Raw genomic sequence first — 25,855 nt, 5'->3', positions numbered from 1 at the left:
AGGTACTGTGGCGAGGTTGGTTAAAATTACACGATCTCTGTGAGGGTTGGCAGCTTGCAAAAGAGACTTAACGGGAAAAGTCAGGCAGAACAATGGGCCCAAATTCTAGCAGATAGGCTACGGGCTATGGGCGTTGATCCCAAAACTCTCTAGAACCTTCACGCAAAGACGCCAAAATTTTTTACATCTTTGCGTGAGTAAGAAAATATCACGGACTCGTGGAATTAATAAACTCATTTATCCGATGCCAAACCTTCTCAAATAAATCAGGATCATCTGCATCAAACCATTCAATTTGCGAATAAGCTCGAAACCAAGTGCGTTGTCGCTTGGCAAATTGCCGTGTATGCAAAATTGTTAATTCTTTCGCTTCATCGAAAGAAATATCTCCAGTCAAATATTGCTTAATTTCTTGATAACCCAAAGTATGCAACAAAGACAAATCAGCGCCATATTTTTGACAAAGATACTCCACTTCACCGACCAAACCATCTGCTATCATTTGCTCGGTACGCTGTTTAATCCGATTTCTCAACTTTTCAACATCGCAATCCAAACCTATTTGCAAAATTGGATAATTTGGTGGATTCTCCCCTTGTTGTTCTGAAATTGGATATCCAGTAACATAATATACCTCTAATCCCCTTAAAGTTCGCACTGAATCATGAGCATGAATTTTTTGTGCTGCAACAGGGTCAACTTGTTGTAAAATTGCGTAGAGTTGAGGCTGACCGAGAGATTCAAGTTGCGATCGCAATTCTATTTGCGGTGCGACTCTAGGAATTCTCATCCCTTGGACAATGGAGCGTATATATAAACCAGTACCACCAACTAGTAAAAGTGGTGTAACATCAACAGAAGCAATTAAAGCTTGTGTTTGCTCCTGGTAGTCTGCTAATGTCATCATGTCTGTTGGATCGCAGATATCTATTAGATAGTGCGGCACTAATTTTTGTTCAGCCACAGTTGCTTTAGCCGTACCAATATCAAACTCACGGTAAACTTGACGAGAATCGGCACTGAGAATTACAGAACCCAACCGCATCGCCAAAGCCAAAGCCAAACCTGACTTACCCGTTGCCGTCGCCCCACAAATCACAATTAATTTAGTCATTTCTTTCCCATCTCCCTTATCCGGCTCATCCTCGTCCTCTTCCACGGCAGTGCAACCCCTGTATAAACTTCTCTTGAAAATGCCCTACAGACGCCAGCAAGGCTTTTGTGTTACAATTTGGGAGTGTTTTGACTTTTATTTGCCTTTTGGCGAGTTCAACCCCACGCATCAGGAGAGTTTACATGACGAGCAGTTACAGTGCCGATCAGATTCAAGTTCTGGAAGGTCTGGAAGCCGTCCGCAAACGACCAGGAATGTACATCGGTACTACCGGGCCGCGAGGACTCCACCATTTAGTTTACGAGGTGGTGGACAATTCAATCGATGAGGCTTTGGCGGGTTATTGCACCCATATAGAGGTGGATCTCAACGCTGATGGTTCGGTGACTGTAACAGATGATGGTCGCGGTATTCCCATCGATACTCACTCGCGCACGGGGAAATCGGCTTTGGAAACCGTGATGACGGTACTGCACGCTGGTGGTAAGTTTGGCGGCGGTGGTTATAAAGTTTCTGGAGGATTGCACGGGGTTGGTATTTCTGTTGTTAATGCCCTATCTGAGGTTGTAGAAGTTACGGTTTGGCGAGATAAAAAGGTTCATATCCAACGCTATGAACGCGGTATCCCAGTTACAGAACTGCAAGTCAAGCCTTACAAAGAAGCTAGAACCGGAACTTCTGTCACCTTTAAGCCAGATACCCAAATCTTTACAATTAACATTGAGTTTGATTACATTACTCTATCAGGTCGCCTACGGGAGTTGGCGTATCTGAATGCAGGTGTCAAAATTACCTTTACTGACCATCGTTTAGAACTGCTAAAAAGCGATACACCGAAAGTAGAATCCTACAATTACAAGGGTGGTATTAAAGAATATATCGCTTACATGAACCGTGAGAAGCAGCCGCTGCATGAAGAAATTATCTATGTGCAGGGGGAACGGAACAATGTACAAGTGGAAGTTTCTTTGCAGTGGTGTACTGATGCTTACACGGATAATGTTCTAGGTTTTGCCAACAATATTCGCACGGTTGATGGTGGTACGCACTTAGAAGGGTTGAAAGCAGTTCTGACTCGGACATTAAATGCGATCGCCCGCAAGCGCAATAAAATTAAGGAAAATGAACCAAACCTCAGTGGTGAACACGTCCGCGAAGGTCTAACTGCGGTTATTTCTGTTAAAGTCCCAGACCCGGAATTTGAAGGACAAACCAAGACTAAACTCGGTAACACCGAAGTGCGAGGAATTGTCGATTCTTTGGTGGGAGAAGTCCTCACCGAATACCTAGAATTTCATCCGGCGATCGCAGACTCAATTTTAGAAAAAGCTATCCAAGCTTTCAAAGCCGCAGAAGCAGCGCGTCATGCGCGGGAATTAGTTCGGCGCAAATCAGTACTAGAATCTTCGCCATTACCTGGCAAATTGGCAGATTGCAGTTCTCGTGATCCTAGCGAATCTGAGATATTCATCGTGGAAGGGGACTCAGCCGGTGGAAGTGCCAAACAAGGACGCGATCGCCGCACTCAAGCTATCTTGCCTCTACGTGGTAAAATTCTCAACATTGAAAAAACCGATGATGCTAAAATCTATAAAAATAACGAAGTTCAAGCGTTAATTACAGCCCTCGGTTTAGGTGTCAAAGGTGATGAATTCGATTCCACCCAACTGCGCTATCACCGCATAGTCATCATGACGGATGCTGACGTAGATGGAGCGCACATCCGGACTTTGTTGTTAACATTTTTCTATCGATATCAGCGATCGCTGATCGAACAAGGCTTTATTTATATTGCTTGTCCCCCACTGTATAAAGTAGAACGGGGACGTAATCATGAGTACTGCTATAGCGATCGCGAAAAAAATCAAGCAATCGCCAAATTTCCTGCTAATGCTAACTATATCATCCAACGCTTCAAAGGTTTGGGTGAAATGATGCCACAACAACTCTGGGACACCACCATGAACCCAGAGACTCGCAAAATGAAGCAAGTCGAAATTGAGGATGCCGCAGAAGCTGATCGCATCTTCACAATTTTAATGGGCGATCGTGTTGCACCCAGACGAGAATTCATCGAAACCTATGGCTCTAAACTCAACTTCACCGATCTAGATATCTAATATCAATTCCCTGACACTACTTCAATAATTTGTGACATTGGTAATGGGTGAAAACGTATCACCCATTACTTTTTTATAGTGTCTACATCCCCATCTAATCAATAGCAGTCCTAAATCATTCCTAAAAAACAAGATCCTCGACTTCGTAAAAGTTGTCAGGAATCTGTGGCTTTCAAGTATTGATTAAGATTCCTGGAACAGACTTTTGGTAAAGACTTTATATCCCAATACGCCTGGGTTAAGGTTTGATCCTCCCTAACCCTTCTTAAAAAGGAGGGAATTAGAGCAAGCCTTTTTAAGGGGAACGGGCGCGGTCTTCTCCCTACAGCCCTTCTCAAGATAGGAGACGCCCTTGCGTTCGGGCATCCTACGGCAGGTGCTAGCCTCTGGCAATGTGAGAAGGGCGTTAGATGAGTGCTCATACCCATATAATTTGCTTATTGTCAATATTTTACAAAAATTCAATTTCTATTGTTAGCAAAACTACCAACTTTATTGGAAATTTAGTCAGACAATACTCTTTGCACTGACTGGCTAATTAATTTCGCTTACCAGCTATAAACACATTTGTTATGCTTTAAGAAAATAACTTAATATTATCTATTAAACAGCAATTAATTAAATATCTTGAGGATTTATCATAATAAGATTACAGAGACTTACTTGAATAAAAGTATTTAAAATTACAATTTATCTACGTAGAAAAGTTTTGTAACCAAATCATCAGGCAATCTTCTGGGTTCTCTCTGTTCCGGGTGATGGCTGTTGGAAGCAGACACCATCTGGCTGAAAACTTGTTAATATCTTCATGTACTACGGTCGCGATCGCTATTGTATCGTATGTATCTAATGAACTTTTGTCTTAAATAGGACTATATTGGTAAGTTCGCAGACAAATCGTTTTTGAATTGATTAAAATATCTTTGTATACAATAAGAAGAGTTTGTCAAGTTTCATAGGGCTGAAATCGCCACAGTGCGCTAACCTGTGAATAAGGCCAAATTAGTTAAACCTAAATTGCTCTGCTATCAGGTTGATTATGCTACAGCCTCAACTCCTCAGTTAAGGTAATTAGTACGCAGAAGGTTAACTGCTTTCAGGCAAGCACCATCACCCTTGTTGTATTTACCCAAGGTCAAGACCTGCTTTAGTCTAAGGAATGCGTAATTTATGAAGGAAATGTAAAAATGGATAAATTTAGACTTGTCGTCTGAGTTAACATACAATGCCCTCTTTGTAAGTAATTAATGTTGTGTAAAATACATGAAATTCGGCAAGAGCAAGCGTACTTACTTCGTAATGTAATAAGAGCGTCACTGCAATTCCGAAAAGTGGAGAAAAAATTTCAGGGTATAATTCCCGTTTTTAATGTCTTTTTGGTAATGGTGGCTAACAATTGCTGTGGGAGTTCATGATGAATACACAAAAAGAGTGCAATTTCTGTGAAACAGGCTACAATCGGAAGAGTCTTTATAGGAAAATCTGCCAACAGTCTGAATTTGTATAGAGTGGCAAGTTTGTTAATAAAGGCGAGTCTTTTTTTGACCAGTTAGTTGAAAGCAGTATGTGATAGTAACACATATAACATTTACTGAGGGGAGTAAGTCACCTTTAGTAGTTGCTTAAACTAAACTAAAAAACCCTCCAACCGGAGGTGCAAAACGTCCGAAAATATTTCTGGCAAATCTGCCAAAAAGCTTATTTTCGGTTGATAACTAGCTCGTTTAAAAGAGCAGTAAACACATCTTGAGTAATTGATTCTGCAAGGAGCATGAGGAACGCGGCATGAACCAGGCTAACAACGTACTCGAAAGCTATCAGCCTGACCTAGAAATAATGAATCAGCCTGAGCTCGAGTTAGAAGAACTCTTAATAGACGATGAAGAGGACTTGCTGATCATCGATGAAGGTGACGATGAATTTTTAGAGCCTCAGTCTGATGAGGACGACGCAAAGTCTGGAAAAGCCGCTAAATCGCGTCGTCGGACACAAAGCAAGAAAAAGCACTACACTGAAGATTCAATTCGGCTTTACTTGCAAGAAATTGGTAGAATTCGGCTGTTGCGGGCAGACGAAGAAATTGAATTGGCGCGGAAAATAGCCGATTTGCTGGAATTAGAGAGGGTGCGGGAAAGACTCTCAGAACAGTTGGATCGCGATCCTCGAGATAGTGAATGGGCAGAAGCGGTGCAACTACCACTACCAGCCTTTCGTTATCGCCTGCATGTTGGTCGCAGGGCGAAAGACAAGATGGTGCAATCTAACCTGCGTCTTGTGGTTTCAATTGCTAAGAAATACATGAATCGTGGTTTGTCATTCCAAGATTTAATTCAGGAAGGCAGTCTCGGCTTGATTCGCGCCGCTGAAAAGTTTGATCACGAAAAAGGTTACAAATTCTCTACATATGCTACCTGGTGGATTCGTCAAGCAATTACCCGCGCGATCGCAGATCAATCCCGCACTATCCGCCTTCCAGTTCACCTCTACGAAACCATCTCTCGGATTAAGAAAACTACCAAGCTGCTGTCTCAAGAAATGGGTCGCAAACCCACTGAAGAAGAAATCGCTACTCGCATGGAAATGACCATTGAGAAGTTGCGGTTTATTGCTAAATCCGCCCAGTTACCCATTTCACTAGAAACGCCCATTGGGAAAGAAGAAGATTCTCGATTGGGCGATTTTATTGAATCCGATGGTGAGACGCCAGAAGACCAAGTTTCCAAAAATCTTCTGCGCGAAGACCTTGAAAAAGTCCTCGACAGTCTCAGTCCTCGTGAACGCGATGTTCTCAGACTGCGTTACGGCTTGGATGATGGTCGGATGAAGACCCTTGAGGAAATCGGACAGATTTTTAACGTCACCCGCGAACGGATTCGTCAAATTGAGGCGAAAGCACTCCGCAAGTTACGCCATCCAAATCGCAACAGCGTACTCAAGGAATATATTCGGTAATTATTAGTCATTAGTCATTTGTTTAAAGCGAATGACTAATTACAAACAAATGAATAAAAAACCTGGTAGTGAATTAGCACTCCAGGTTTTTTTATTTATAGGTCATCTTGAATATTAAAACTTATAGGATGCCCCAATAATGTAGAAAGCCTTGACCAGAAAAAAGCTCAACCAAAACGGCTGCTAAAAAGCCAATCATTGCCAAGCGACCGTTCCAAATTTCTGCTTGTGGGGTAAAGCCCCAGCGCCAAGCGTTGCGATCTTCAATTACCGGAGTAGTTACTTTCGTTGTGCTTGCATTTGTCATGGTTGGGACTCCAAATTTAATTCTTAAGGTTTATTGCTTTATGTAAACTAATATAACAAATATCTTTATAAAAGCAACATTCTTTATATTTTTGTTTCTATAACTTGACATAAATAGGGATAGCGATTTAGACAGATTAAAACATCTGCCTTCAGTTAGATTTACAGGGGTAGAAAAATACTATTTGAATTTTTACCGTCATAGACAATAGTAGCTTATTGATATTAATTATCAAATATTTTTTGGATTGGTCGTATTGGTAGTTGTTTTGAGCGTCTAGGGGGATATTTTACTATCGCTTTTAAGGGAATCTTAAAGAATCTGTGCGTCTTCTCCCTACAGCCCTTTGGGCATCCTACGGCAGGCGTTAGCCTCTCCCTTTGGGAGAAGGGGAGACGCCAAGGGCGAACAGACCAGACCGCAGAGTGTCAAGTTTACTTAAGCGACTTCCAAATAAAAAAATCTCCCACAAGATTGGATAATTTATTTGTTGGAAATCCCTAAGCAAAAGTTGCTGCCCAGATCCCCGACTTCTTGAAGAAGTCGGAGATCTAAATTTAGCTTAGGTAAGCGCTATCTCAATATTTTGTGGTGCCAATTTGGGAGGCGGCAGCCCTTTTAAAAGGCATTTCCAGTCGGAGACTTCTTTTCAAGGCCAACCCTACAAAAATAGAAACTCACCTTGATTAAGTTCGCACTTCGGCAACGGTGATGATTTTTTCATCGCGGTTGAGTTGGAGGATGCTTTCACCTTTGACATCTCTACCTAAAATAGGCACTGTTTCCACAGGTATCCGCACTACCCGCTCTTTATTCGTCACTAAAGCTACCTCGCTAGATGTGATCGCCATGACCATACCAGCTAAGTTGTCAGTTTTGCTGGCAAATCTCAGCGCTTGCGTGCCTAAATCGCCGCGATTAGCCGCTCTTAACTGACTCGCAGCCATTCGCTTGGCATATCCTTCTTGAGTAACTAGCAGCAGCTGGTCATCTTTGGCGACAGTCACACAGCCAACCATTTGCTGATTTTTCAATAGCCGAAATGCTTGTAAACCCATCGCTGTACGACCCATAATCGGTAATTGTTCATCATTGACTGCAAAGCGCAACAGTCGCCCACCTGAACTAGCTAAAATCAGATGCTCCCCTGGAGTGGTGAACTGGGTAAATGACAATTCATCATCGTCTTTGAGCTTCAAAATCGTGATTCCGCGTCGAGTCAGGTTAGTAAATTCTCCCAGAGACAGACGCTTTATTCGTCCCTGTTTTGTTAAAAGAATCATCTGGCTAGTTTCGAGATTTTCCGGCAGCAAAAAGCGGCTGACCACAGCTTCTTGGGCACCTTGAGCAGTACTACTGAGCATAGTAATCAAAGGTTTTCCCCGTGGAGAACGTCCAGTGGTTGGAGGAATTTCTCCCACCTTTATAGGATAGACTTTGCCGCCAGCAGTTAGTATTAGCAAGTCTTTCTCTGTGTCAGTTAACACAGTTTGGATAATGAAGTCATTATCATGCAGACCATTTTCAGCTTTTGACTTTCTTCCAGATGGCTGGGTGCGGCGGACATAACCCCGTTGGGTAAACTCTAAAACCGCTTCCTCTACTGGCTGTTCTAACTTTGGATTTTGGACTTCGGCTACGCTCAGTCGAACGATTTTGGATTTTGGATTTTCCTCACCATCCTCTACTCCTTGTCCCCTTATCCCTTTGTCCTCTTCTATCCTTGTCTGGCTGCTGGTAGGCGCTAGTTTTGTCCGCCGGGGATCGCTGTACTTGCGCTTGAGCGATCGCAAATCTTTTTTCAGCGCTTTGAGTAATTCTCGGCGATCGTTGAGCAATTGCTCTAACAATCTAATTTGTTCACTTAGCTGCTCAAATTCCTGCTGCAAATTTTGCTGTTCTAAACTGGTGAGGCGGCGCAATGGCATAGCCAAAATTGCATCTCCTTGTACCTCACTCAAATCCAGTCTGCTACAAAGATTTATTTTTGCCGTACTCCCATCGGGAGCTTGCCGTAAAATTTCAATTACCTGATCCAAATTAGATAGTGCTTTGAGTAAACCTTCCACCAACTGCACACGACTTTGGGCCTTCCCCAACTCGTGATTGTAGCGACGGTTCAGCGTCTGTTCTCGGAAACTCAAAAACTCCTGCAACAGTTGACGCAAACTTAACTGGCGGGGTTGTCCATCTACTATTGCTAGGAGAATTGCCCCAAAAGTCATTTGCAAAGCAGTTTGGTGATATAAATGCTGGAGAACTTCTTGAGGATTAGTATCGCGTTTGAGTTCAATTACTACCCGCATCCCTTCGCGATCGCTCTCATCCCGAAGATCAGAAATTCCTTGCAGGCGACTTTGATTTACTAAGTCCGCTACCTTCTCAATCCAGGCAGCCTTATTCACTTGATATGGCAATTCTGTAATGATAATTGCCGTCCGTCGCTTGCTTCCCCTAGTGGCTGGAATTTCCTCTAGAGTCGCAACTCCGCGCAGCAAAATCCCACCCTTACCTGTGGTGTATGCTTCCCGAATTCCAGTCTCACCAATTATTTCTCCACCAGTGGGAAAATCTGGCCCTGGAATTAACTCGAATAACTTTTCATCTGACAAATCTGGGTTGTCGATTAAGGCAATTAACCCATCGACAACTTCCCCCAAGTTATGCGGTGGTACATTTGTCGCCATGCCCACGGCAATACCAGAACAGCCATTCAGCAATAGAAAGGGCAACTGAGCAGGTAGCACTGTTGGTTCTTGCTGGGAATTATCGAAGTTCCCGACAAATTCCACAGTTTCTTCGCCAATTTCTGTCAGCATTCCCTCATGGCTGATGGGTGCCAGGCGCGTTTCTGTGTAGCGCATCGCTGCTGGCGGGTCATTATCGACGCTGCCAAAGTTACCGTGTCCTGCTAATAAAGGATAGCGGCTAGAAAAGTCCTGCACCAGCCTCACTAAAGCATCGTAAACTGATTGGTCGCCGTGAGGATGGTATTTACCCAACACATCACCCACTACGCGGGCACATTTTCGATAAGGTCTATCTGGTATCAAACCGAGTTCGTGCATTGCATACAGAATGCGACGATGCACTGGTTTTAAGCCATCACGCACGTCTGGTAGCGCTCGCCCGACAATCACGCTCATGGCATATTCTAGATAAGACCGTTGCATCTCGGTGTGCAGGGCTGTTGTAATGACCTGTCCCGTTGAGAGAAGGTTTAACTGTTTTGCCATGAGTTTTTTCCCTGAAATTTAACTACACAAAAGCCGGCGGAACCCAATATTGCAGCAACCACAGCATAACGGATCAAATAGGATTCATAACAAAATTTTGATGGTCACAGAAGAAAAAGCAGTAGTATCATCCTTGATGACGAGGATGCAGATTGAGTATTAAAAAGGATGCACACGAGTATAATCTATATACACTTAGTAGCTATGATACTTACTATGATTGCATTTGTTAATTTTGAATTCTTGAATTCTTGAATTCCCTCACCTCTATAAGTAAAATTCTCATGAAAACTGTTTTAATTGTCGAAGACGATTTAATTAATGCTCGCGTTTTTTCCAAGATTTTGTCCAAGCGTGGCGGCTTGGGTGTGAAACACACTGAAAATGTCGAAGAAGTCATAAAAATTGCCCAATCTGGAGAAGCAGACCTAATTTTGATGGATGTTTCTCTGTCTAGAAGTGTTTACCAAGGTAAGTCCGTTGATGGAATCAAGATTACACAAATGTTAAAATCTGATCCAAAAACAGCAAACTTACCTATTATTTTGGTGACGGCACATGCTATGGAAGGCGATCGCGAGAACTTTCTCAAGCAAAGCGGCGCTGATGGCTACATTTCTAAGCCAGTTGTTGACCATCAACTATTTGTTGACCAAATCATCGCACTTCTACCCACAGACGACCACTGAGAATTAACGGCTTATTTCAGGAATACTCGCCCAAAAACGTTTTTGGGCGAGTATTCCTGGATTTTATTAGTATATATGTACTACGAAAAGGTGCCATTAAGCAACTAGTAATAGGAAAGTTATAAGTGAGGAGTTGAAATATTGAACTGCCAACTCCTAACTTTTAACTTTTAACTCCTAACTCAGCGCTCATAACTCAGCATTCCTATTGGGTAGGCTGTTGTTCAGGGGCTGATGATGAGTTATCCCGTTGCAGTAGGGCTGCTTGAATACGGGGTGATTCTAAGAATTTTTTCGTATCAGACAGTAGGCGATCGCCCCAGAGATTTTCTTTGAGAAAATCCAAACTAGCATAGCGCTGATCGATGCGGAGGGCAGCTTCTCCAAAGGTTAGTCCTTGTTGGCGATCGCCTTTAGTATACAGTGCCACTGCCAAGGCCAATAAAGGTTCTGCGGCTTGCTTCTCTAGGGTTATAGCAGATTGCCATCGCTTAATTGCTCCAGGGGTATCACCCTGTTCGTAGTTGATTAAGCCAATATTGTTCAGCGCCGGCCAGAATTTTTTATCTTGGGAGACGGCTTTATTATACTGTGTGATCGCATCTGGGAGTCGACCCAGCAGAAAGTAAGCATTACCCAAATTAAATAACCCTTCTGGATCATTGGGTTTTAATTTCAAACCGTCTTGGTAATTGACAACAGATGCCTGGTAGTTTTTCTGCTGAAAATTAGCTGAACCCAGAGCAAACAGAATCTCACCATTTTTGGGGTTGATAGATTGAGCTTTTTTCAGGCTAGTGATCGCCGCGTCAAAGTCTTTAGTTTGTAGCTGCAATCCACCTAAGAGCAACCACACCTTCTCATTTTTGGAAGCCAGGTTACTAGCCAGCCGCGCTAGTGGCAAAGCTAATTCAACCTGTTGAAACTGAGCGAGTTGAGCCGCTTCCTGTGCCAACCTCAACCCCTGCTTCTCTGAATCTACTTGCAATGTATGGGGTATTAATGCCTGCGCGTTAGCGGCTTGTGGCATACTCCACAAACTACAAACCATTAGAAGAGAAATCAAACGAACATATTTAGGCACACTACCGCCTTTAAGCCACTAATCAAAGAATCTTTCAGCTAGCTTAAACGATCTGGGCTGTTGACGGTAGTAAAATCTTACGTCATTAGTTCTTGACATCCCAAGCACAAAGGCAATAACTTAATAAGTAACCACTTACTAATTTATGCCTCGGATACCCAGAATTACCAATCAGCAAATCTTAGAAGCGGCTCGGCAAGTTTTCCTGCAACAAGGATTTGGTGCTTCAACCTTAGAAATTGCTCAACAAGCTGGTATTTCTGAAGCTTCAATTTTCAAGCGATTCTCAACGAAAGAAGAATTATTTTTTGCGGCGATGGGAATTCCAGAAAAACCCCTGTGGATGAACGAGTTGGAATCTCTTTATGGCAAAGGCGATCTCAAGGAAAACCTAATCAATATTTGTCTCCAGATTATGAAATTTTATCACGAGGTGCTGCCTCGGATTATGATGCTGCGATCGCGAGGCAATGCGATCGCAGAACTTGGAGGTAAAGAACCAAAACCCATGCGAGATGTTAAAGTACTGACTGCTTTCCTAGAGCATGAGATCAACCAAGATCGCCTTCGCCCTTGCGATCCTCAGACAGTGGCTCATATTTTATTAGGATCGCTGATGAACTATGTTTTTTTAGAGCAGATGTCATCTAAAGTCAGTATGGCAACTGCTGAATCAAGAATAGAAACTTACTTAAATTCTGGAGATCCTGCCACGGAAGTATCAGCATTTGTCCAGAGTCTTGTGGATATAGTCTGGCAAGGAATTGCACCAAGCCAGGATTAAGTAAACTGACGTAAGGATGCTCTTACACGGGGACGCAAAGAGATTTTTAGAAATATTTTCCCCCGTCTTTCCTTGCCCACTCCCCATTAGAAAACTGGTGACTTCCGTCATACACTAGTCTGGAATTACTAGTGACTTTTGTCATACATCAGTTTGAACTTTTTGAACGATAATTATTATGTATGAATTTATACGAGATGGTAAATATTAGACATCTTGATGCCAAAACAAAAGCAACTGTTTAAATTACTGAATCGGAACCTCAGCAAAATAGAACTTTAATGTAAATAAGGAGTCAATTCCATGTTTAAAGCAAAGCGTGTATCGATAGTTTTAGCTGCTGCTGCCCTGATCATTGTTCCCACTCTCTTGACTGCGCCTGCAAGTGCCCAAACGAAAGTCTACGTTGTTGGTGAGCGTGATCAAGATTGGGATCGCGACGGCAAACGTAACTATAGAGAAGACAGCAACCCTGGAGACAGGCGCAATTGGAACCGCGACGGCAGATCCAATCCTGGAGAAGTCAGAAACTCTAGAGACAGTGATAATTGGAACCGCGACGGCAGATCCAATCCTGGAGAAGTCAGAAACTCTAGAGATCGGGGCAATTGGAACCGCGACAACGAACCCTATAACAGAGTAGTCAGACTTGGTAATGGTGACATCAGATATCCCAATGGGCAAATTATTCCTGCTAGATCCATAGCCAGACTGCGTAATCAAGGTTATTTCAGACTTCCCAACGGGGATATTCTTCTTCCCAATCAGGAAATTGTTCCTGCTGGAAGATTAGTTAGAGAGCGTGATGGTTACTACAGACTTCCTAGTGGATTGGTACTGCAAATAAACCTTTAAAACACTAAAAACTCAAAATCATTGTCAGTATAGGGCTACCAGGTTATAGTTTTAGCCGTGAATAACTAGCTCGGTAGCCGTTCTTTATAAACAAAGCGGATATGAAAATTGATACACCAAATACCGTAAATTCATCAGTTTTTGTTCCAGAGTTAAAGAGAAAAAAGGGCAGACGTAATTGGCTCTCTTGGCTAATTGCTCTTTGCCTTTTGGGTGGAATTGGCTATGGAGTTTATTACCAACTAACAGTTGTTTCCCGTCAAGAAGCCAGACGCCGGGTGCTGACAAAGCCTGTAGAAAGGCAGAGTTTAACAATCACAGTTTCAGCGAACGGAACGGTGAAGCCTGAGCGGTCAATCAACCTCAGCCCGAAAAATTCAGGCATCTTGAAAACACTGCTGGTAAAGGAAGGAGATATCGTCAAACAAGGACAGATTGTAGCTTACATGGATGATTCCAACCTGCGGGGGCAGCTTACCTCCGCTCAAGGACAATTGGCACAAGCCGAGGCGAATTTGCAAAAGGCGATCGCAGGTAATCGCCCTCAAGATATTGCTCAAGCACGAGGAGTATTAGACGAAGCTGAGGCGAATCTGCAAAAGGTACAAGCAGGCAATCGCTCTCAAGATATTGCCCAAGCACAGGCCCGCTTGCAAAGCGCTCAAGCCACGCTTCGCCAAGCAGAAGATGATTTTGTTCGTAATCAGCAACTTTACAATGCAGGCGGAATTTCCCTTCAGACTCTTAATCAAAACCGTGCCACTCGAGATAGCGCCCAAGCTAGTGTAAATGAAGCACAGCAAGCACTAGGGTTGCAAAAAGCTGGGTCACGTCCAGAAGACATCGAGCAAGCCCGAGCTGTGGTGAAGCAGAGACAGCAAGCTTTGGCGCTTCTGAAAGCAGGAACGCGCCAAGAAGATATTGACGCAGCCCGCGCCCAGGTAACATCTGCTCGCGGATCGCTGCAAAACATCCAAGCCGAAATCAATGACACGGTAATTCGCGCCCCCTTTGATGGTGTGGTGACCAAGAAGTTTGCTGATCCAGGCGCTTTCGTGACACCTACAACAGCCAGTAGTGAAGTAGCTTCTTCTTCTTCTTCTTCAATCTTGTCTCTAGCTTCAACAAATGAAGTTGTCGCAAATTTAGCGGAAACAAATATTTCCAAAACCCGCATTGGTCAAAAAGTCTCGATTAAAGCAGATGCCTACCCAGGAAAAACCTTTGAAGGTAAAGTCAGCCAAATTGCTGCCCAAGCAATAGTAGAGCAAAACGTCACCAGTTTTGAAGTGAGAGTATCACTTTTGGACCCTCAAAGACTACTGCGGTCTGGGATGAATGCGGAAGTAGATTTTCAAGTCGGTCAAGTGGAAAATGTTTTAGTAGTGCCAACAGCCTCGGTGGTGCGCCAAGAAAATGCCACAGGTGTATTTGTGCAAGGAAAAAATAACAGACCTGTGTTCACTCGCATTGAGACTGGCGTCACCGCGAATAACTTTACCGAAGTTAAGTCTGGATTGACAGGAGACGAAAGGGTGTTGCTCAGTTTCCCACCAGGGTCACGTCCGCAATCAACACCACGAGGAGGAGTTTTTCCTGGTCTAGGTGGTGGTGGAGGAGCCGGAGGAGGAGGAAGAGGAGCAGGCGGCGGCGGAGGTCGTTCCGGCGGTGGTTCTGGCGGTGGTTCTTCTCAAGGCGGTGGTTCCCCTTAAAGTTAGTTTTAAATAAAACCTTATGTTTAAGATATTTAAGGGCTTTTACAAAGCTAAGAAGACCCGCACAGTACCGTTCCTGGAAATCTTGACAATGGCGGCAGAGACATTGTGGAGTAACAAATTACGCACAGGTCTAACTATGTTGGGCGTGATTATTGGGATTTCTTCAGTTATTGCCATTACTTCTGTCGGTCAGGGAGTGCAAAAGGGGGTTGAGCAACAGATACAAGCATTGGGTACAGATGTGATCCAAATCTTAGCGGGTGCTGCAAGAAGCGGGAATGTCCGTCAAGGAGTAGGTTCTAGCAGCACCTTGACTTGGGAAGATGCTAAGGCGATCGCTACACAAGCGCCATCAGCACAGATGGTTTCTGCTTATCTCCAACGCAGCGCTCAAGTTGTATATGCAGGACAGAACACCTCAACAACTATTTATGGCACAGATTTAAACTACCCAGAAGTCAGAAATACCCACCCCCAGCAAGGGAGATATTTTACTCAGGAAGAACTAAATACTGCTGCACAGCTTGCCATTCTTGGCCCCACAGTCCAAACCACACTCTTTGGAAAGGGTGTAAATCCTATCGGCGAGCGAATTCGGATTCAAGGAGAGGCTTATGAAGTAATTGGGGTGATGGAGCCTAAAGGCGCTCAAGGCCCGATGGATCGAGATGACCAGATTTTCATCCCTCTAACTACTATGTCCAAGAGATTGGTTGGTAACAATGCCCTAGTAGGCGTTTCTGTAAGTGGAATTTTAGTCAAAGGCGCTAATCAGGAGCAGTTGGAAGCCGCTCAGTTTCAAGTCACCAATCTCTTACGGCTGCGTCACAACATTTATCCGCCGCAAGCTGATGATTTTCGGCTGACGAATCAAGCTGATATTGTTAGTACCTTTACTAGTATTGTGGGTTTATTTACAGTAATGGTGGTAGCGATCGCCGGAATTTCCCTGGTGGTTGGTGGAATCGGTATTGCCAATATTATGCTAGTTTCCGTAGTTGAGCGGACGCGAGAAATCGGGATTCGTAAAGCCGTAGGAGCCACCAATTCGGCAATCCTTAATCAATTTTTAGCCGAAGCGATCGTGATTTCCATTGTCGGCGGAGGTATTGGGATGACGACTGGGGTTTTATTAGCTTTTGTCGCTGCAAATATTTTCAAGTTTCCGTTTGTAATTTCTTTCTTGTCGATCATTGCTGGCTTTGTACTCTCGTTAACCGTTGGCTTACTCGCTGGGGTAATTCCAGCCCGGAACGCATCCAAATTAGATCCAATCACCGCTTTACGTAGTGACTAAATAATTCAAAAAAAGAAAATTTAAAAATTAAAAGCTTCTCTGAAAACAGGTAAATATATGCAACTTGAACTAGATGATATCTTTGTCTGTGTTGAACCAGAAGCACCAGCAGCGGATATGCTAACTGCTTTTGGACTTACAGAAGGTAGTCGGAGAATTCATCGAGGCCAAGGGACTGCAAACGTTTGCTTTCTCTTTGATAATGCTTATCTTGAGTTACTTTGGCTTTTTGACGCTAACGAAATTCAGTCTCCTCTTGTTCGCCCTACAGGTTTGTGGTCACGCTGCCGTTGGCAAGAAATACAGGCTTGCCCTTTTGGCATTTCCTGGCGGTCAACAGCATCAAATTTGCAAGAAAAGCCATTTCCTACTTGGAATTACCATCCAGCATATCGGACACCAAAAGCTTCTATTGCGATCGCAACCAATAGTGACAATTTATCAGAACCATTGATTTTCATTTCACCTGCAACCCAAAAACCTCAAAATTACCCGTTAGAACGGCGACCTCCTTTAATTCATAAAGTTGGATTCAAGGAAATTACGGCATTACAAGTCACCTTACTCGGTGTTCAAAACTTTTCTCCTGAAGTGAGAATGCTAATTGATTTGGGATTAGTGCAATTTTCACAAGGCAATTTTTACCAACTACAAATAGAGTTTGATAACGCCAAGGGAAGTAATTCACAAGGTTTTGGCTTGCAACTACCAATTGTAGTTAGATGGTGATTATGGTATTTGATTGCAAGAACTACATTCTATTTACTGGTAATTTTACATCTTAATATTGCAGCTTATTTGCAAATAGCCTGGGGATTAAATTTTAATTGTTCGCAGGTTATCCAGTCGATGTAATTTTTGAAAAATTAACAACCAACAACTAACAATTTATTAAGCCGAAATCAATATGACAACTATGATTTGGATGGAATCGATTACCAAAACCTACCACTTGGGAGAAGTTAGTGTTCCAATACTAAAGGGAATTCAACTCTCCATAGAGGAAGGGGAATACGTCTCCATTATGGGTGTATCAGGTTCGGGTAAATCCACGCTGATGAATATTTTGGGATGTCTGGATCGTCCCACAACTGGAGACTATATTTTTGAAGGCAGAAACCTGACGACTTTTGATGATGATGAATTAGCCTATATCCGCAACCAAAGAATAGGTTTTGTTTTCCAACAATTTAACTTATTGGCGCGGGCGACAGCGCTGGAAAACGTCATGTTACCAATGATTTACGCTAATTTACCTAAGCCAAAACGCCGTCAAAGGGCATTAGAAGCCTTGGAAAAGGTAGGACTAGGCGCAAGGATATCTAATCGTCCCAGTCAACTCTCTGGCGGACAACAACAACGGGTAGCTATTGCTCGTGCTTTGGTCAACCGACCTGCATTAGTTTTGGCAGATGAGCCAACAGGAGCTTTAGATACTGAAACATCCGACGAGGTGATGAGTTTGCTAACAGAACTTAATGACCAAGGGATCACAATTGTGATTGTCACTCATGAGCCAGATATCGCTGCTCAAACCAACAGGATTATTCGAGTTCAGGATGGTTTGATTGTAGGTTAATTTGTTAATATCAACCTTTTGAGGGGGAATTTAAAATTTAAACCTCTGTAGGTCAATCAGGTGATTGTATCCTCAAAGAAACCTAATTAATGACTACATCATTATGAATCTCAGCTTATTCTCCGTACATTCTACCTGGGTTACCGTAGCGTTGGCGGTAGCCTTGCCGTCAGGTATCGCTATTCTTTTTCTAAATGCAGCAAGTGCAGCAACTCCCCCAAAAGCGCAGAATTCCTCAAGCTCTGTAAAGGTTCCCGATTCCCTCAACCCCAATTCCAATCCTCTCCAATTTCCTACCAAACCGGAGGAAGTAAGGATTCAGCAAACTGTGCCAATCAGTTTGGCACAGGCTTTGGAACTAGCAAAACGCAACAATCGAGACTTACAGATAGCCCTATTACAGTTAGAACGCAGTCGCTCCGAGCTACGTGAGTCTCAAGCTGCCTTATTTCCTACTCTTGGTCTTAACAGTAGTGTGACTAATAATGGGAATGGTTTTACTAACAATTCATCTCAAGCTAGCACCACTTTCAATGGCTCAGCACAACTGAATTATAACCTTTATACCTCCGGTAATCGAGAGGCAACTATCCGAGCAGCTGAAGAACAACTACGTGTGAATGAATTTGATGTTGAAACTCAGTCTCTTACAATTAGGTTGAATGCCAGCACTCAATACTACAATTTGCAACAAGCTGATGAATTAGTAAGAATTAATCGGTCTGCTGTGGCGAATGCCCAGGCTAGTTTGCGGGATACTCAAGCCAGAGAACAGGCTGGAGTAGGTACGCGGTTTGATGTGCTGCAAGCTCAGGTGAATTTAGCAAATGCCCAACAAAACCTGACTAATTCTATCTCACAGCAGCAAATTGCCCGTCGTCAGCTTGCCACCTTGTTAAGTTTGTCGCAGTCAGTTAATATCAGTGCAGCAGATCCCGTACAACTAGCTGGTCTTTGGCAGCCAACATTGGAAGAAACTATTGTCCAAGCGTTTCAAAATCGTCCAGAATTGCCACAGTACTTGGCACAACGTAATATTTCCGAGCAACAGCGACGACAGGCGCTTTCACAGCTAGGGCCGCAAATTGGTTTGGTAGGCAACTACAACCTGTTAGATCGGTATAATGATGGCGTCAGCATTACTGATGGTTATTCAGTGGGACTCCAAGGAAATGTAAGTTTGTTTGATGGGGGAGTAGCAAAAGCGCGTGCGGCTCAGTCGAGAGCTAATATTGGGATCGCAGAGTCCCAATTTGCTAGCCAGCGCGACCAAATTCGCTTTGATGTAGAACAGTATTATTCTCAATTGCAATCCAATTTAAATAATGTGCAAACTTCTAGTGTGGCTTTAAATCAAGCTAGGGAAGCTGTCAATTTAGCAAGGCTGAGGTTCCAAGCTGGTGTGGGTACTCAAACGGAGGTGATTGATGCTGAAAATGACCTGACAAGAGCAGAAGGTAATCGAGTCGCAGCTATTTTAGATTACAATCGCGCTCTAGCTAATTTGCAAAGATCAGTCACTTCCAGGGCTTCGCGCTAAGGTCAAATCATTAAAGAAAAGTTTGTTTAGATCCAGAGATTGGTAATCTATGTGAGTATAAATATATTCAAGCAATACTATTTGCATCTAAGCTGAGAACGACTATGGCACAGTAATTACCGCTACTGGGCAATGTGCTTTATTCAGAATTGCATCCACTCTGTGACCAAAGAAAACGCGACCTGTAACCATTCGGATACTACTCCCTAAAATAATTAGGTCAACTTCCTTGGTTTGGGCAAACTTGAGGATTTCCTTTTCTGGGCTGCTTCCTTGAAGAATATAGGTTTTGACATCAGCACCTAGATTGCGACCAGTTGCTGCTTGCTGTTCGAGCAGCTCATGGGCAATTTCCTTGACTGGAGCTAGCGATCGCTGTTCGTAAAGAATATACTCAACCTGTGGCATATTAATCACGTTAACGATCATAACTAATGCCCCTGTTTGAGCAGCGATCGTACTTGCCATCTCTACAGCATTTTTGCTATATTCTGTCCCCACCGTTGGCACCAAAATCTTTGTCAGCTTTTGTTGAGCAATTTTGCATATCTCGCCTTTGGCTTGGGGTAAGTGCGACTTCACCACCATCGTTGCACAAGGCGCTTCTTGTACTACCCGGTCTACAAGCAAATTGAACAGTGCTTTCTGGGGGCGTATTTGTTCAGAGGCTCCCAGTACAATCAAGTTATAGCCTTTGTTCGCTTCATTCAGAATTACCTCCGCTTTACTGTGCCCAGACTCCGTTTTTGCTTGCAGGGAGGTATCAGCAGGTAGCTGCATTTCCTCGGTGACAGAAGCCAGAGCTTGCTCGGCGGTGGTGTCTTTTACCTGGGTTGCCGTTCGGCGGGCTTTTTTTTGGGGCTGCTTGTCACTCAGGGCATATAGAGATGTAACTTCTATCGAGTTTTGGTGAGCCATGTAACCGACTAGTTGCGCCGCGAGTTGAATGTTGGGGCCACCGCTAGTCGGTATTAAGACACGCTGGATTTGCTTGATAAAGCTGTGGCTATCCTGCTCTTCTTGTTCCAAACGTTGAGCTTCCTCTTCACTCATAACCACTTTTGATAAAGTCCAGCGTAAAAGAGGTGGAGCCATTAGGGAAGTGACGATCGCTACCATGACAATAATTGAGTACATCTGTGGATTCAGCACTCCCAAAGATAAACCAATTGTGGCAACGACAATTTCCATCGCCCCGCGAGCATTCATCCCGGAACCCATCGCCAAACCTTCCCAATGACTCAAGCCGCCGACGCGAGAACCAATGTAAGCACCTGTAAATTTGCCTACACAGGCAACAACAAGAACAATCAAGCCAAATATCAACGTCTGGGGGACTAACAGGGTTAACAAGTTAACTTTCAAGCCAGCTGAAGCAAAGAAAATTGGCGCTAGAAAGGCTGCTGTAAATACTTCTAGCATGTGTCCAGCTTCATTGCTAAAGCGGCGGGATTGACCTGCTAGAATCCCCAGCACAAAAGCACCTAATGCTGCTTCTAGACCTAATACGTGGGTAAGTGCTGCTGCCGAGAGCGAAAGAATCAGCACAACCGATATACTAGCGGAGATTCCGCCAACGTAGTCATCAACCCAGCGCAAAATCTGGTCTATGATAGTACGTCCAATGGTGAAGGCGATCGCTAGAAATAATACTGCTGCACTTACAGAATGGAAAATTGTCCCAAAGTCAAATTTGCCACTAGTAGCTAAACCTGAAACCACAGAAAGTAAAATCCAGCCGATGGTGTCGTCAGTCATACCAGCAGCTAAGGTGACTTGACCAATGTCACGGCGAATCAGGTTTAAGTCCATCAGCACCTTAGCAATCACTGGTACTGCTGAAATACTCATTGCTGTGGCGATAAATAGACTGAATACTAGTCGCTTTTCTGGGTCGGCTAAAAAACTATCTGGCAATAGCCAGCCCAGTCCAAATCCGGTAACAAACGGGATAATAATTCCGCCCAGTGAAATCAGCAGAGCCGTTTTACCCTTACGAAGAATCAGCTTGAGATCCGTCTCCAACCCAGTCACAATCAGCAAAAATAATACGCCTAACCAAGAAATCACCGAAAGTAAATTCGATTGTTCTTGACTTTTGGGAAAGATGTGTGCCTGTAAGTCTGGAAGGAGCAAACCAAATAGAGAAGGGCCCAGAAGCACACCCGCCAGTAATTCCCCGACAACAGGCGGTAGGTTAATCCGGCGCATCAACTCACCTAATCCCCGCGCTACCAGAAGCAATAGTGACAGTTGTACCAGCACCAACAGCAGTTCATGATGACCGAGAGGTTTAATTAAACCGTCACCTGCTATTTTCTGTGCAGCGAGTACAGGCACTAACATTAGGGACAGGTTTTGCATATAAGCGTCCAAAGGTTGGATTACGAATTTTTAATGGGGCTGCTTCAAGTAAATCCTAAAAATATTTACTTCTACATCGGTCTAGGAGGTTAACTGTCAGACAATTTTTGATTTTAGATTGACCCCACAAATAAATCCGCAAGTCTCAATACAGTTCAGTTAAGCATTTCTTTCTTCTCTCGGTGTTCTCTGCGCCTCTGTGGTAGCCTGCGGCAAGCCGCTTTGCGTCTACAATAAAAAAATTGACTTTGACAAAAGATTTTAGCCTTAACCCAAGCGTATTGCACTTGCTCTGTACCATCAAGGAATCATTGGTCAGGTTAGGACTAAAGCTTTGCTTATGAACTTATTTTCGAGCGCGAACAAAGAACTTTGTAGTGTCTTCCCAAAGACCTTGATCAGTTGCTAGTTTTTCAATTTCTGCTTTGTACTCAACTTGCAACTGATTTAATTGTTCTTGTGATAATTTTGACAACAGGGGATTACCTTTAAAATTTATATTAATTACTGTCTCAGATAATCTGCTATCCCTAAGCTGGCGATAACGTCCTGACGGCTCAATCTTAATTTCGATATCTCTAAAACCCGCCTGATTGAGCAAATTCCGACATTTTTCTGGAGTCCCCAGTGGTTCAAGGATATGTGGTAATGATTCGCCCAAAACTCTAGCGCAGATCCTCTGCTGAAGAGATGCCATATAAGCAGTTTCCGGAGGACAGGTAAATGCTACATACCCTCCGGTTTTCAAGTAGCCGTACCACTTTTGCAAAGTAGCAAGGATATCTGGAAAAAGTACAATTGCCTCACAGCAAAAGACAACATCAAAACTACTATCACTAAAGTTGAAATCTTCTGCATCTGCCTCAATCAACTCGATGTTTTGTAATCTTGCTGCTGCAATCTTAAGTCTTGCTTGATGCAACATTCCAGGGGTCATGTCAATCCCAATCACAGAGCCATCTGAACCAACTTTTTCAGCTGCGGGTATCGCAACTAAACCTGTTCCAGTCGCCACATCAAGGATTTTCTGTCCCAAATTTAGCGGTACAAATTCAAGTAGAAGCTTGGCTTCTAGAGGATGGCGAGTACCTTCCTCATAGTCATAAGTCGTTCTACTACCATAAAATTCTCTTAGTTGCTGCTTATAACTATCTAGATCAGTCATAACCAAATGTTAAATTTTCTCCACTTTATAGTAACTCTTGTTGTGATACTGAGTTGCTCACTGCTGAACCCAACTCTGATAGCACAAGCCGCGTCTTCATCCAGCATAGTTTACGAACAGCATATTATCCATAATCCAGATGGGATCGGCAAATATTACATGGGGCGAGAAATTGCCAAAGTTATGGGATACACAGGTGCTGGCTGGCTAGAACGTCCAAGGCGAGAGGGAGAGGAACAGCCAAGTAAGGTAGTCAACATCCTCAATCTGAAACCTAATGATCTGGTGGCGGATATTGGCGCTGGTACCGGTTACTTGAGCTTTCGCATCGCGCCGCTATTAACAGCAGGTAAAGTGTTGGCTGTAGATGTTCAGCCAGAAATGTTGGAAATCATTGAGTTATTCAAAAAAGAGAAAAACATCACCAATGTTGAGCCTGTTTTGGCAACCCTTACTGACTCAAATCTACCACCTGAAAGTGTCGATTTGGCGCTGATGGTGGATGCTTACCATGAACTTGAGTATCCCCAAGAAGTGATGCAAGGAATTGTAAAAGCACTGAAACCTGGTGGTAGGGTGGTTTTGGTTGAGTACCGGGGCGAAAATCCCTTTATTCTGATTAAAGGTCTGCACAAGATGACTCAAAAGCAAGTGCGTAAAGAAATGCAAGCTGTTGGTTTGGTTTGGCGGGAAACCAAAAACTTGTTACCTCAACAGCATTTAATGGTATTTGAGAAACCTGATTCTAGCGATTTATTGACAAGATGAGGCTTAGGCAGTGGATCAACAAGAAAAATATGCACCAAGCCATAATAAAGTAAGACTCCTTGCCAGAACAGAAAATCATGGTCAACCTATCACTCAAGCAGCGAATTCCTCCTTTAGAGAATGGCGATCACCTCACTCACTACGAATTTGAACGCCGTTATCAAGCAATGCCCCGTCATCAAAAGGCAGAATTAATTGAAGGAGTTGTATACTTCGCATCCCCATTACGCTTTGAAAGTCATGCTGAACCACATGGCCATGTAATAGGTTGGTTAGGAGTTTATCAAGCATTAACTCCTGGTGTGAGATTGGGAATTGAGCCAACAGTCCGCTTAAATCGAGACAATGAACTGCAACCTGATGGAGTGCTATTAATCACACCAACGGCTAAAGGAAATCTGCTCATCCACCGTGAACACGGTGCGCCGGATGCTGTCATCCTTGGGCCATGCCTGTTCGACTTCTGACAGGGGGACGGGTTTGGCCGCGATTTTGAAGCCGCCGGGCATGGTCGCTTGCAGCAGCCCGCCGATGGCGTTGACGAGGCGGTCAAGAGGTATGCTGCCGATGCCGCTGCCCATCAGTTTGATTGCTGACGAGCGCAGCACGGCGCTCGGCAACGTTATGTTTGACCCGCTTGCAGACCCGATCTGGACGAACCGGATGGGCACAGCGTCCGCTCCGGCTTTGGCACCGGCCATCAGAAGGCACTCCGCACTCTTTCCCCACAGATAGTCGATGACGACATCCACCCCTTCGGCGAACTGTTCCTTGAAGCTGTCCTCCAGGGCTACCTCGCTCTCGACGAGCAAAATCGTCACATCGGCACCAAGGGCCGCGACCAAACGCAGGGTGTCGGCATTGCGGCCGGTTGCAATGACCTTTCTCGCCCCGAGGTGCTTGGCAATCTGCACGGCGAGACGGCCCGCCGTTCCAGTGGCACCATTGACCAGCACGGTCTCTCCAATCTTGAGCCCAGCGCGTTCCGTGTAGGCGGCCCAGGACGACATGCCGGGATTGGCGATGGCCGCAGCCGTCACGTCATCTAGTCCGTCAGGCAGGGGCAGGCACTGCGCCGAAGGCACCACGGTTTGCTCCGCCATACTGCCGTGAGGCGCTTTCGGCATGACGAAATACACCCGGCTTCCGTCATCGAGCCGTCCCACACCGTCGATACCAACGACGAAGGGGAACTGGCTGGACGAGCTGTAATGCGTGCCGGAGGCCCGGCTTTTGACGACATGGCTGATAGCAGCGGCCGTGACTGTGATGCGATTGTCGCCCGAGGACAGCGCTGGCTCTGCGAAATCCCCATAGACGGGCGTTTGCCCGATTCCCTGAACGATTGCGGCTTTCATGACGGTTTTCCTTTCTGTTCCTAATTTTTATGTGTAGTGGTTGCGTGCGATCGTACTCCCCCATAACTAGCAACTTGGGTTAATAGAGATAGCAGCTAGCAGTGTCGCTATTGATTTACATGATAATAAAAAAGTCTATGGTCGTAATGGAATAAAAGAATACATTTTCTGGTAAATATTTGAAAACAAATTAGATTGGTTTTGCCTCCAACAAGGAGAATATGTATCCTTAGAAATGGACGCAGATGGAATTATCAAAAGTCAAGTATTTCCTGGTTTGTGGTTGTCAATGTCAGATTTACTTGCTGGCAATATGCAGCAAGTATTGGCTGTATTGCAGTTGGGATGAAATTCGCCAGAACATCAAATATTTGTGCAGCAATTGTTTGGGAAAGGAAGATAGTCACAGCGATTTTTTGACATCAGTCTATTTTTTGGGAATAAGACTGACGCTTTTGGTTGCACTATCCCAAACAATCCAGCTAAGAGAATTATCTAAATCATCGGCGTTATTTGAAACTTTAAAATACAGCTTTTCTGCACCTTTAGTTTCAATGGCAAAATCAGCATTTTGAGCATAAACGACTTTAAAACCTTTGTCTCGCAAACAATACATTGCCCAAGCTTTCAATGATTGCTTGTATGGTTCGTGTGGAATTGGTGGTTTTGTGATCGTCTCTTCAATTAGTTTAAATATTTGCATGAGTTTCCCGCTCATAGTAGATACTTTTGCGATCGCCTTTAAGTTAACTAGCTTCTGGATCGCAACGAATTTCAATCATAAAGCCATCTGGATCGTAAAAATACACTCCTCTACCAGTAGGACGAGTGACCTGACTTTTCCCGTTAAGTCTTGAAAGGCTTACTAGTAAAGGATTTAAGAAACAGCACAGCAAATACGGTAAAGTAATTGCAATCGAGTGCT

20 protein-coding genes and 2 pseudogenes are annotated in these 25,855 nt (G+C 43.9%); 13 read left to right on the top strand and 9 right to left on the bottom strand.

Annotated features, from left to right (window positions below; genetic code table 11):
• Positions 1-208: 208 nt before the first annotated feature.
• Positions 209-1,114 carry a tRNA (adenosine(37)-N6)-dimethylallyltransferase MiaA gene (gene miaA, locus V7K21_RS29750; protein ID WP_335179590.1) on the bottom strand — a complete coding sequence of 302 codons (906 nt, stop codon included), beginning with the start codon at positions 1,112-1,114 and terminating at the stop codon, positions 209-211.
• 182 nt (positions 1,115-1,296) lie between these two features.
• Here miaA and gyrB point away from each other — a divergent pair, with 182 nt between their 5' ends.
• Both gyrB and rpoD read left to right on the top strand, forming a co-directional pair.
• Positions 1,297-3,234: a DNA topoisomerase (ATP-hydrolyzing) subunit B gene (gene gyrB, locus V7K21_RS29745; protein WP_335179584.1), complete on the top strand. Its 1,938-nt coding sequence runs from the start codon at positions 1,297-1,299 to the stop codon at positions 3,232-3,234.
• 1,785 nt (positions 3,235-5,019) lie between these two features.
• On the top strand, positions 5,020-6,186 hold the full coding sequence (gene rpoD / locus V7K21_RS29740; RefSeq protein ID WP_273766849.1) for an RNA polymerase sigma factor RpoD: 1,167 nt from the start codon (positions 5,020-5,022) through the stop codon (positions 6,184-6,186).
• Between the two features lie 121 nt (positions 6,187-6,307).
• Here rpoD and V7K21_RS29735 read toward each other — a convergent pair whose 3' ends face one another.
• Together V7K21_RS29735 and V7K21_RS29730 are read right to left on the bottom strand one after the other, a co-directional pair.
• Positions 6,308-6,493 carry a chlorophyll a/b-binding protein gene (locus V7K21_RS29735; RefSeq protein WP_335179582.1) on the bottom strand — a complete coding sequence of 62 codons (186 nt, stop codon included), beginning with the start codon at positions 6,491-6,493 and terminating at the stop codon, positions 6,308-6,310.
• Between the two features lie 686 nt (positions 6,494-7,179).
• On the bottom strand, positions 7,180-9,729 hold the full coding sequence (locus V7K21_RS29730) for a DNA gyrase/topoisomerase IV subunit A (protein WP_335179580.1): 2,550 nt from the start codon (positions 9,727-9,729) through the stop codon (positions 7,180-7,182).
• A gap of 284 nt (positions 9,730-10,013) precedes the next feature.
• Between V7K21_RS29730 and V7K21_RS29725 the strand changes: the two genes are divergently transcribed.
• Positions 10,014-10,418 carry a response regulator gene (locus V7K21_RS29725; RefSeq protein WP_273766843.1) on the top strand — a complete coding sequence of 135 codons (405 nt, stop codon included), beginning with the start codon at positions 10,014-10,016 and terminating at the stop codon, positions 10,416-10,418.
• Positions 10,419-10,623: 205 nt separating this feature from the next.
• On the opposite strand, the gene V7K21_RS29720 is transcribed toward V7K21_RS29725, so the two are convergent.
• On the bottom strand, positions 10,624-11,502 hold the full coding sequence (locus tag V7K21_RS29720; protein ID WP_335179578.1) for a tetratricopeptide repeat protein: 879 nt from the start codon (positions 11,500-11,502) through the stop codon (positions 10,624-10,626).
• A gap of 145 nt (positions 11,503-11,647) precedes the next feature.
• Here V7K21_RS29720 and V7K21_RS29715 point away from each other — a divergent pair, with 145 nt between their 5' ends.
• The 7 genes from V7K21_RS29715 (at position 11,648) to V7K21_RS29685 (ending at position 19,275) form a co-directional block, all read left to right on the top strand.
• A complete protein-coding gene (locus V7K21_RS29715; RefSeq protein ID WP_335179577.1) occupies positions 11,648-12,286 on the top strand; it encodes a TetR/AcrR family transcriptional regulator in 639 nt (212 codons plus the stop codon).
• A gap of 303 nt (positions 12,287-12,589) precedes the next feature.
• Positions 12,590-13,141 carry a hypothetical protein gene (locus V7K21_RS29710; RefSeq protein WP_335179574.1) on the top strand — a complete coding sequence of 184 codons (552 nt, stop codon included), beginning with the start codon at positions 12,590-12,592 and terminating at the stop codon, positions 13,139-13,141.
• A gap of 101 nt (positions 13,142-13,242) precedes the next feature.
• Positions 13,243-14,853: an efflux RND transporter periplasmic adaptor subunit gene (locus V7K21_RS29705; RefSeq protein ID WP_335179572.1), complete on the top strand. Its 1,611-nt coding sequence runs from the start codon at positions 13,243-13,245 to the stop codon at positions 14,851-14,853.
• Positions 14,854-14,875: 22 nt separating this feature from the next.
• A complete protein-coding gene (locus tag V7K21_RS29700) occupies positions 14,876-16,156 on the top strand; it encodes an ABC transporter permease (protein WP_442948943.1) in 1,281 nt (426 codons plus the stop codon).
• A gap of 57 nt (positions 16,157-16,213) precedes the next feature.
• Positions 16,214-16,885: a hypothetical protein gene (locus tag V7K21_RS29695; protein ID WP_335179570.1), complete on the top strand. Its 672-nt coding sequence runs from the start codon at positions 16,214-16,216 to the stop codon at positions 16,883-16,885.
• Positions 16,886-17,063: 178 nt separating this feature from the next.
• Complete coding sequence (locus V7K21_RS29690) at positions 17,064-17,735, top strand: ABC transporter ATP-binding protein (protein WP_335179568.1); 672 nt, start codon at positions 17,064-17,066, stop codon at positions 17,733-17,735.
• 103 nt (positions 17,736-17,838) lie between these two features.
• Positions 17,839-19,275: a TolC family protein gene (locus tag V7K21_RS29685; protein ID WP_335179566.1), complete on the top strand. Its 1,437-nt coding sequence runs from the start codon at positions 17,839-17,841 to the stop codon at positions 19,273-19,275.
• A 102-nt stretch (positions 19,276-19,377) separates the two neighbouring features.
• On the opposite strand, the gene V7K21_RS29680 is transcribed toward V7K21_RS29685, so the two are convergent.
• Positions 19,378-21,639: a cation:proton antiporter domain-containing protein gene (locus V7K21_RS29680; RefSeq protein WP_335179564.1), complete on the bottom strand. Its 2,262-nt coding sequence runs from the start codon at positions 21,637-21,639 to the stop codon at positions 19,378-19,380.
• 346 nt (positions 21,640-21,985) lie between these two features.
• Entirely contained in the window at positions 21,986-22,804 is an 819-nt protein-coding gene (locus V7K21_RS29675; RefSeq protein WP_335179562.1) for a class I SAM-dependent methyltransferase, read from the bottom strand.
• A 6-nt stretch (positions 22,805-22,810) separates the two neighbouring features.
• Between V7K21_RS29675 and V7K21_RS29670 the strand changes: the two genes are divergently transcribed.
• Together V7K21_RS29670 and V7K21_RS29665 are read left to right on the top strand one after the other, a co-directional pair.
• Positions 22,811-23,572: a class I SAM-dependent methyltransferase gene (locus tag V7K21_RS29670; RefSeq protein ID WP_335179560.1), complete on the top strand. Its 762-nt coding sequence runs from the start codon at positions 22,811-22,813 to the stop codon at positions 23,570-23,572.
• 59 nt (positions 23,573-23,631) lie between these two features.
• Positions 23,632-24,039, top strand: a complete 408-nt coding sequence (locus V7K21_RS29665) for a Uma2 family endonuclease (RefSeq protein WP_442948942.1) — start codon at positions 23,632-23,634, stop codon at positions 24,037-24,039.
• On the opposite strand, the gene V7K21_RS30935 is transcribed toward V7K21_RS29665, so the two are convergent.
• A complete protein-coding gene (locus V7K21_RS30935; RefSeq protein WP_442948941.1) occupies positions 23,944-24,930 on the bottom strand; it encodes a quinone oxidoreductase family protein in 987 nt (328 codons plus the stop codon). The two genes, V7K21_RS29665 and V7K21_RS30935, sit on opposite strands and share 96 nt — an antisense overlap.
• An 85-nt stretch (positions 24,931-25,015) precedes the next feature.
• Between V7K21_RS30935 and V7K21_RS29655 the strand changes: the two are divergent.
• Positions 25,016-25,279, top strand: a pseudogene (locus V7K21_RS29655) (Uma2 family endonuclease); the annotation flags it as partial.
• Positions 25,280-25,357: 78 nt separating this feature from the next.
• Here the strand turns inward: V7K21_RS29655 and V7K21_RS29650 are convergent.
• Entirely contained in the window at positions 25,358-25,633 is a 276-nt protein-coding gene (locus V7K21_RS29650; RefSeq protein WP_335179558.1) for a hypothetical protein, read from the bottom strand.
• Between the two features lie 43 nt (positions 25,634-25,676).
• Positions 25,677-25,763: pseudogene (locus V7K21_RS29645) on the bottom strand (VOC family protein); the annotation flags it as partial.
• Positions 25,764-25,855: the final 92 nt, after the last annotated feature.

Source organism: Nostoc sp. (assembly GCF_036919595.1).
GTDB lineage: Bacteria > Cyanobacteriota > Cyanobacteriia > Cyanobacteriales > Nostocaceae > Nostoc.
This window is presented reverse-complemented; position numbering and strand designations above follow the sequence as displayed.

What these genes read in the sequence shown, in the direction of transcription:
- miaA (WP_335179590.1), bottom strand. Translation starts at nt 1,114, where the DNA reads ATGACTAAATTAATTGTGATTTGTGGGGCGACGGCAACGGGTAAGTCA.
- gyrB (WP_335179584.1), top strand. Translation starts at nt 1,297, where the DNA reads ATGACGAGCAGTTACAGTGCCGATCAGATTCAAGTTCTGGAAGGTCTG.
- rpoD (WP_273766849.1), top strand. Translation starts at nt 5,020, where the DNA reads ATGAACCAGGCTAACAACGTACTCGAAAGCTATCAGCCTGACCTAGAA.
- V7K21_RS29735 (WP_335179582.1), bottom strand. Translation starts at nt 6,493, where the DNA reads ATGACAAATGCAAGCACAACGAAAGTAACTACTCCGGTAATTGAAGAT.
- V7K21_RS29730 (WP_335179580.1), bottom strand. Translation starts at nt 9,729, where the DNA reads ATGGCAAAACAGTTAAACCTTCTCTCAACGGGACAGGTCATTACAACA.
- V7K21_RS29725 (WP_273766843.1), top strand. Translation starts at nt 10,014, where the DNA reads ATGAAAACTGTTTTAATTGTCGAAGACGATTTAATTAATGCTCGCGTT.
- V7K21_RS29715 (WP_335179577.1), top strand. Translation starts at nt 11,648, where the DNA reads ATGCCTCGGATACCCAGAATTACCAATCAGCAAATCTTAGAAGCGGCT.
- V7K21_RS29710 (WP_335179574.1), top strand. Translation starts at nt 12,590, where the DNA reads ATGTTTAAAGCAAAGCGTGTATCGATAGTTTTAGCTGCTGCTGCCCTG.
- V7K21_RS29705 (WP_335179572.1), top strand. Translation starts at nt 13,243, where the DNA reads ATGAAAATTGATACACCAAATACCGTAAATTCATCAGTTTTTGTTCCA.
- V7K21_RS29700 (WP_442948943.1), top strand. Translation starts at nt 14,876, where the DNA reads ATGTTTAAGATATTTAAGGGCTTTTACAAAGCTAAGAAGACCCGCACA.
- V7K21_RS29695 (WP_335179570.1), top strand. Translation starts at nt 16,214, where the DNA reads ATGCAACTTGAACTAGATGATATCTTTGTCTGTGTTGAACCAGAAGCA.
- V7K21_RS29690 (WP_335179568.1), top strand. Translation starts at nt 17,064, where the DNA reads ATGACAACTATGATTTGGATGGAATCGATTACCAAAACCTACCACTTG.
- V7K21_RS29685 (WP_335179566.1), top strand. Translation starts at nt 17,839, where the DNA reads ATGAATCTCAGCTTATTCTCCGTACATTCTACCTGGGTTACCGTAGCG.
- V7K21_RS29680 (WP_335179564.1), bottom strand. Translation starts at nt 21,639, where the DNA reads ATGCAAAACCTGTCCCTAATGTTAGTGCCTGTACTCGCTGCACAGAAA.
- V7K21_RS29675 (WP_335179562.1), bottom strand. Translation starts at nt 22,804, where the DNA reads ATGACTGATCTAGATAGTTATAAGCAGCAACTAAGAGAATTTTATGGT.
- V7K21_RS29670 (WP_335179560.1), top strand. Translation starts at nt 22,811, where the DNA reads ATGTTAAATTTTCTCCACTTTATAGTAACTCTTGTTGTGATACTGAGT.
- V7K21_RS30935 (WP_442948941.1), bottom strand. Translation starts at nt 24,930, where the DNA reads ATGAAAGCCGCAATCGTTCAGGGAATCGGGCAAACGCCCGTCTATGGG.
- V7K21_RS29650 (WP_335179558.1), bottom strand. Translation starts at nt 25,633, where the DNA reads ATGCAAATATTTAAACTAATTGAAGAGACGATCACAAAACCACCAATT.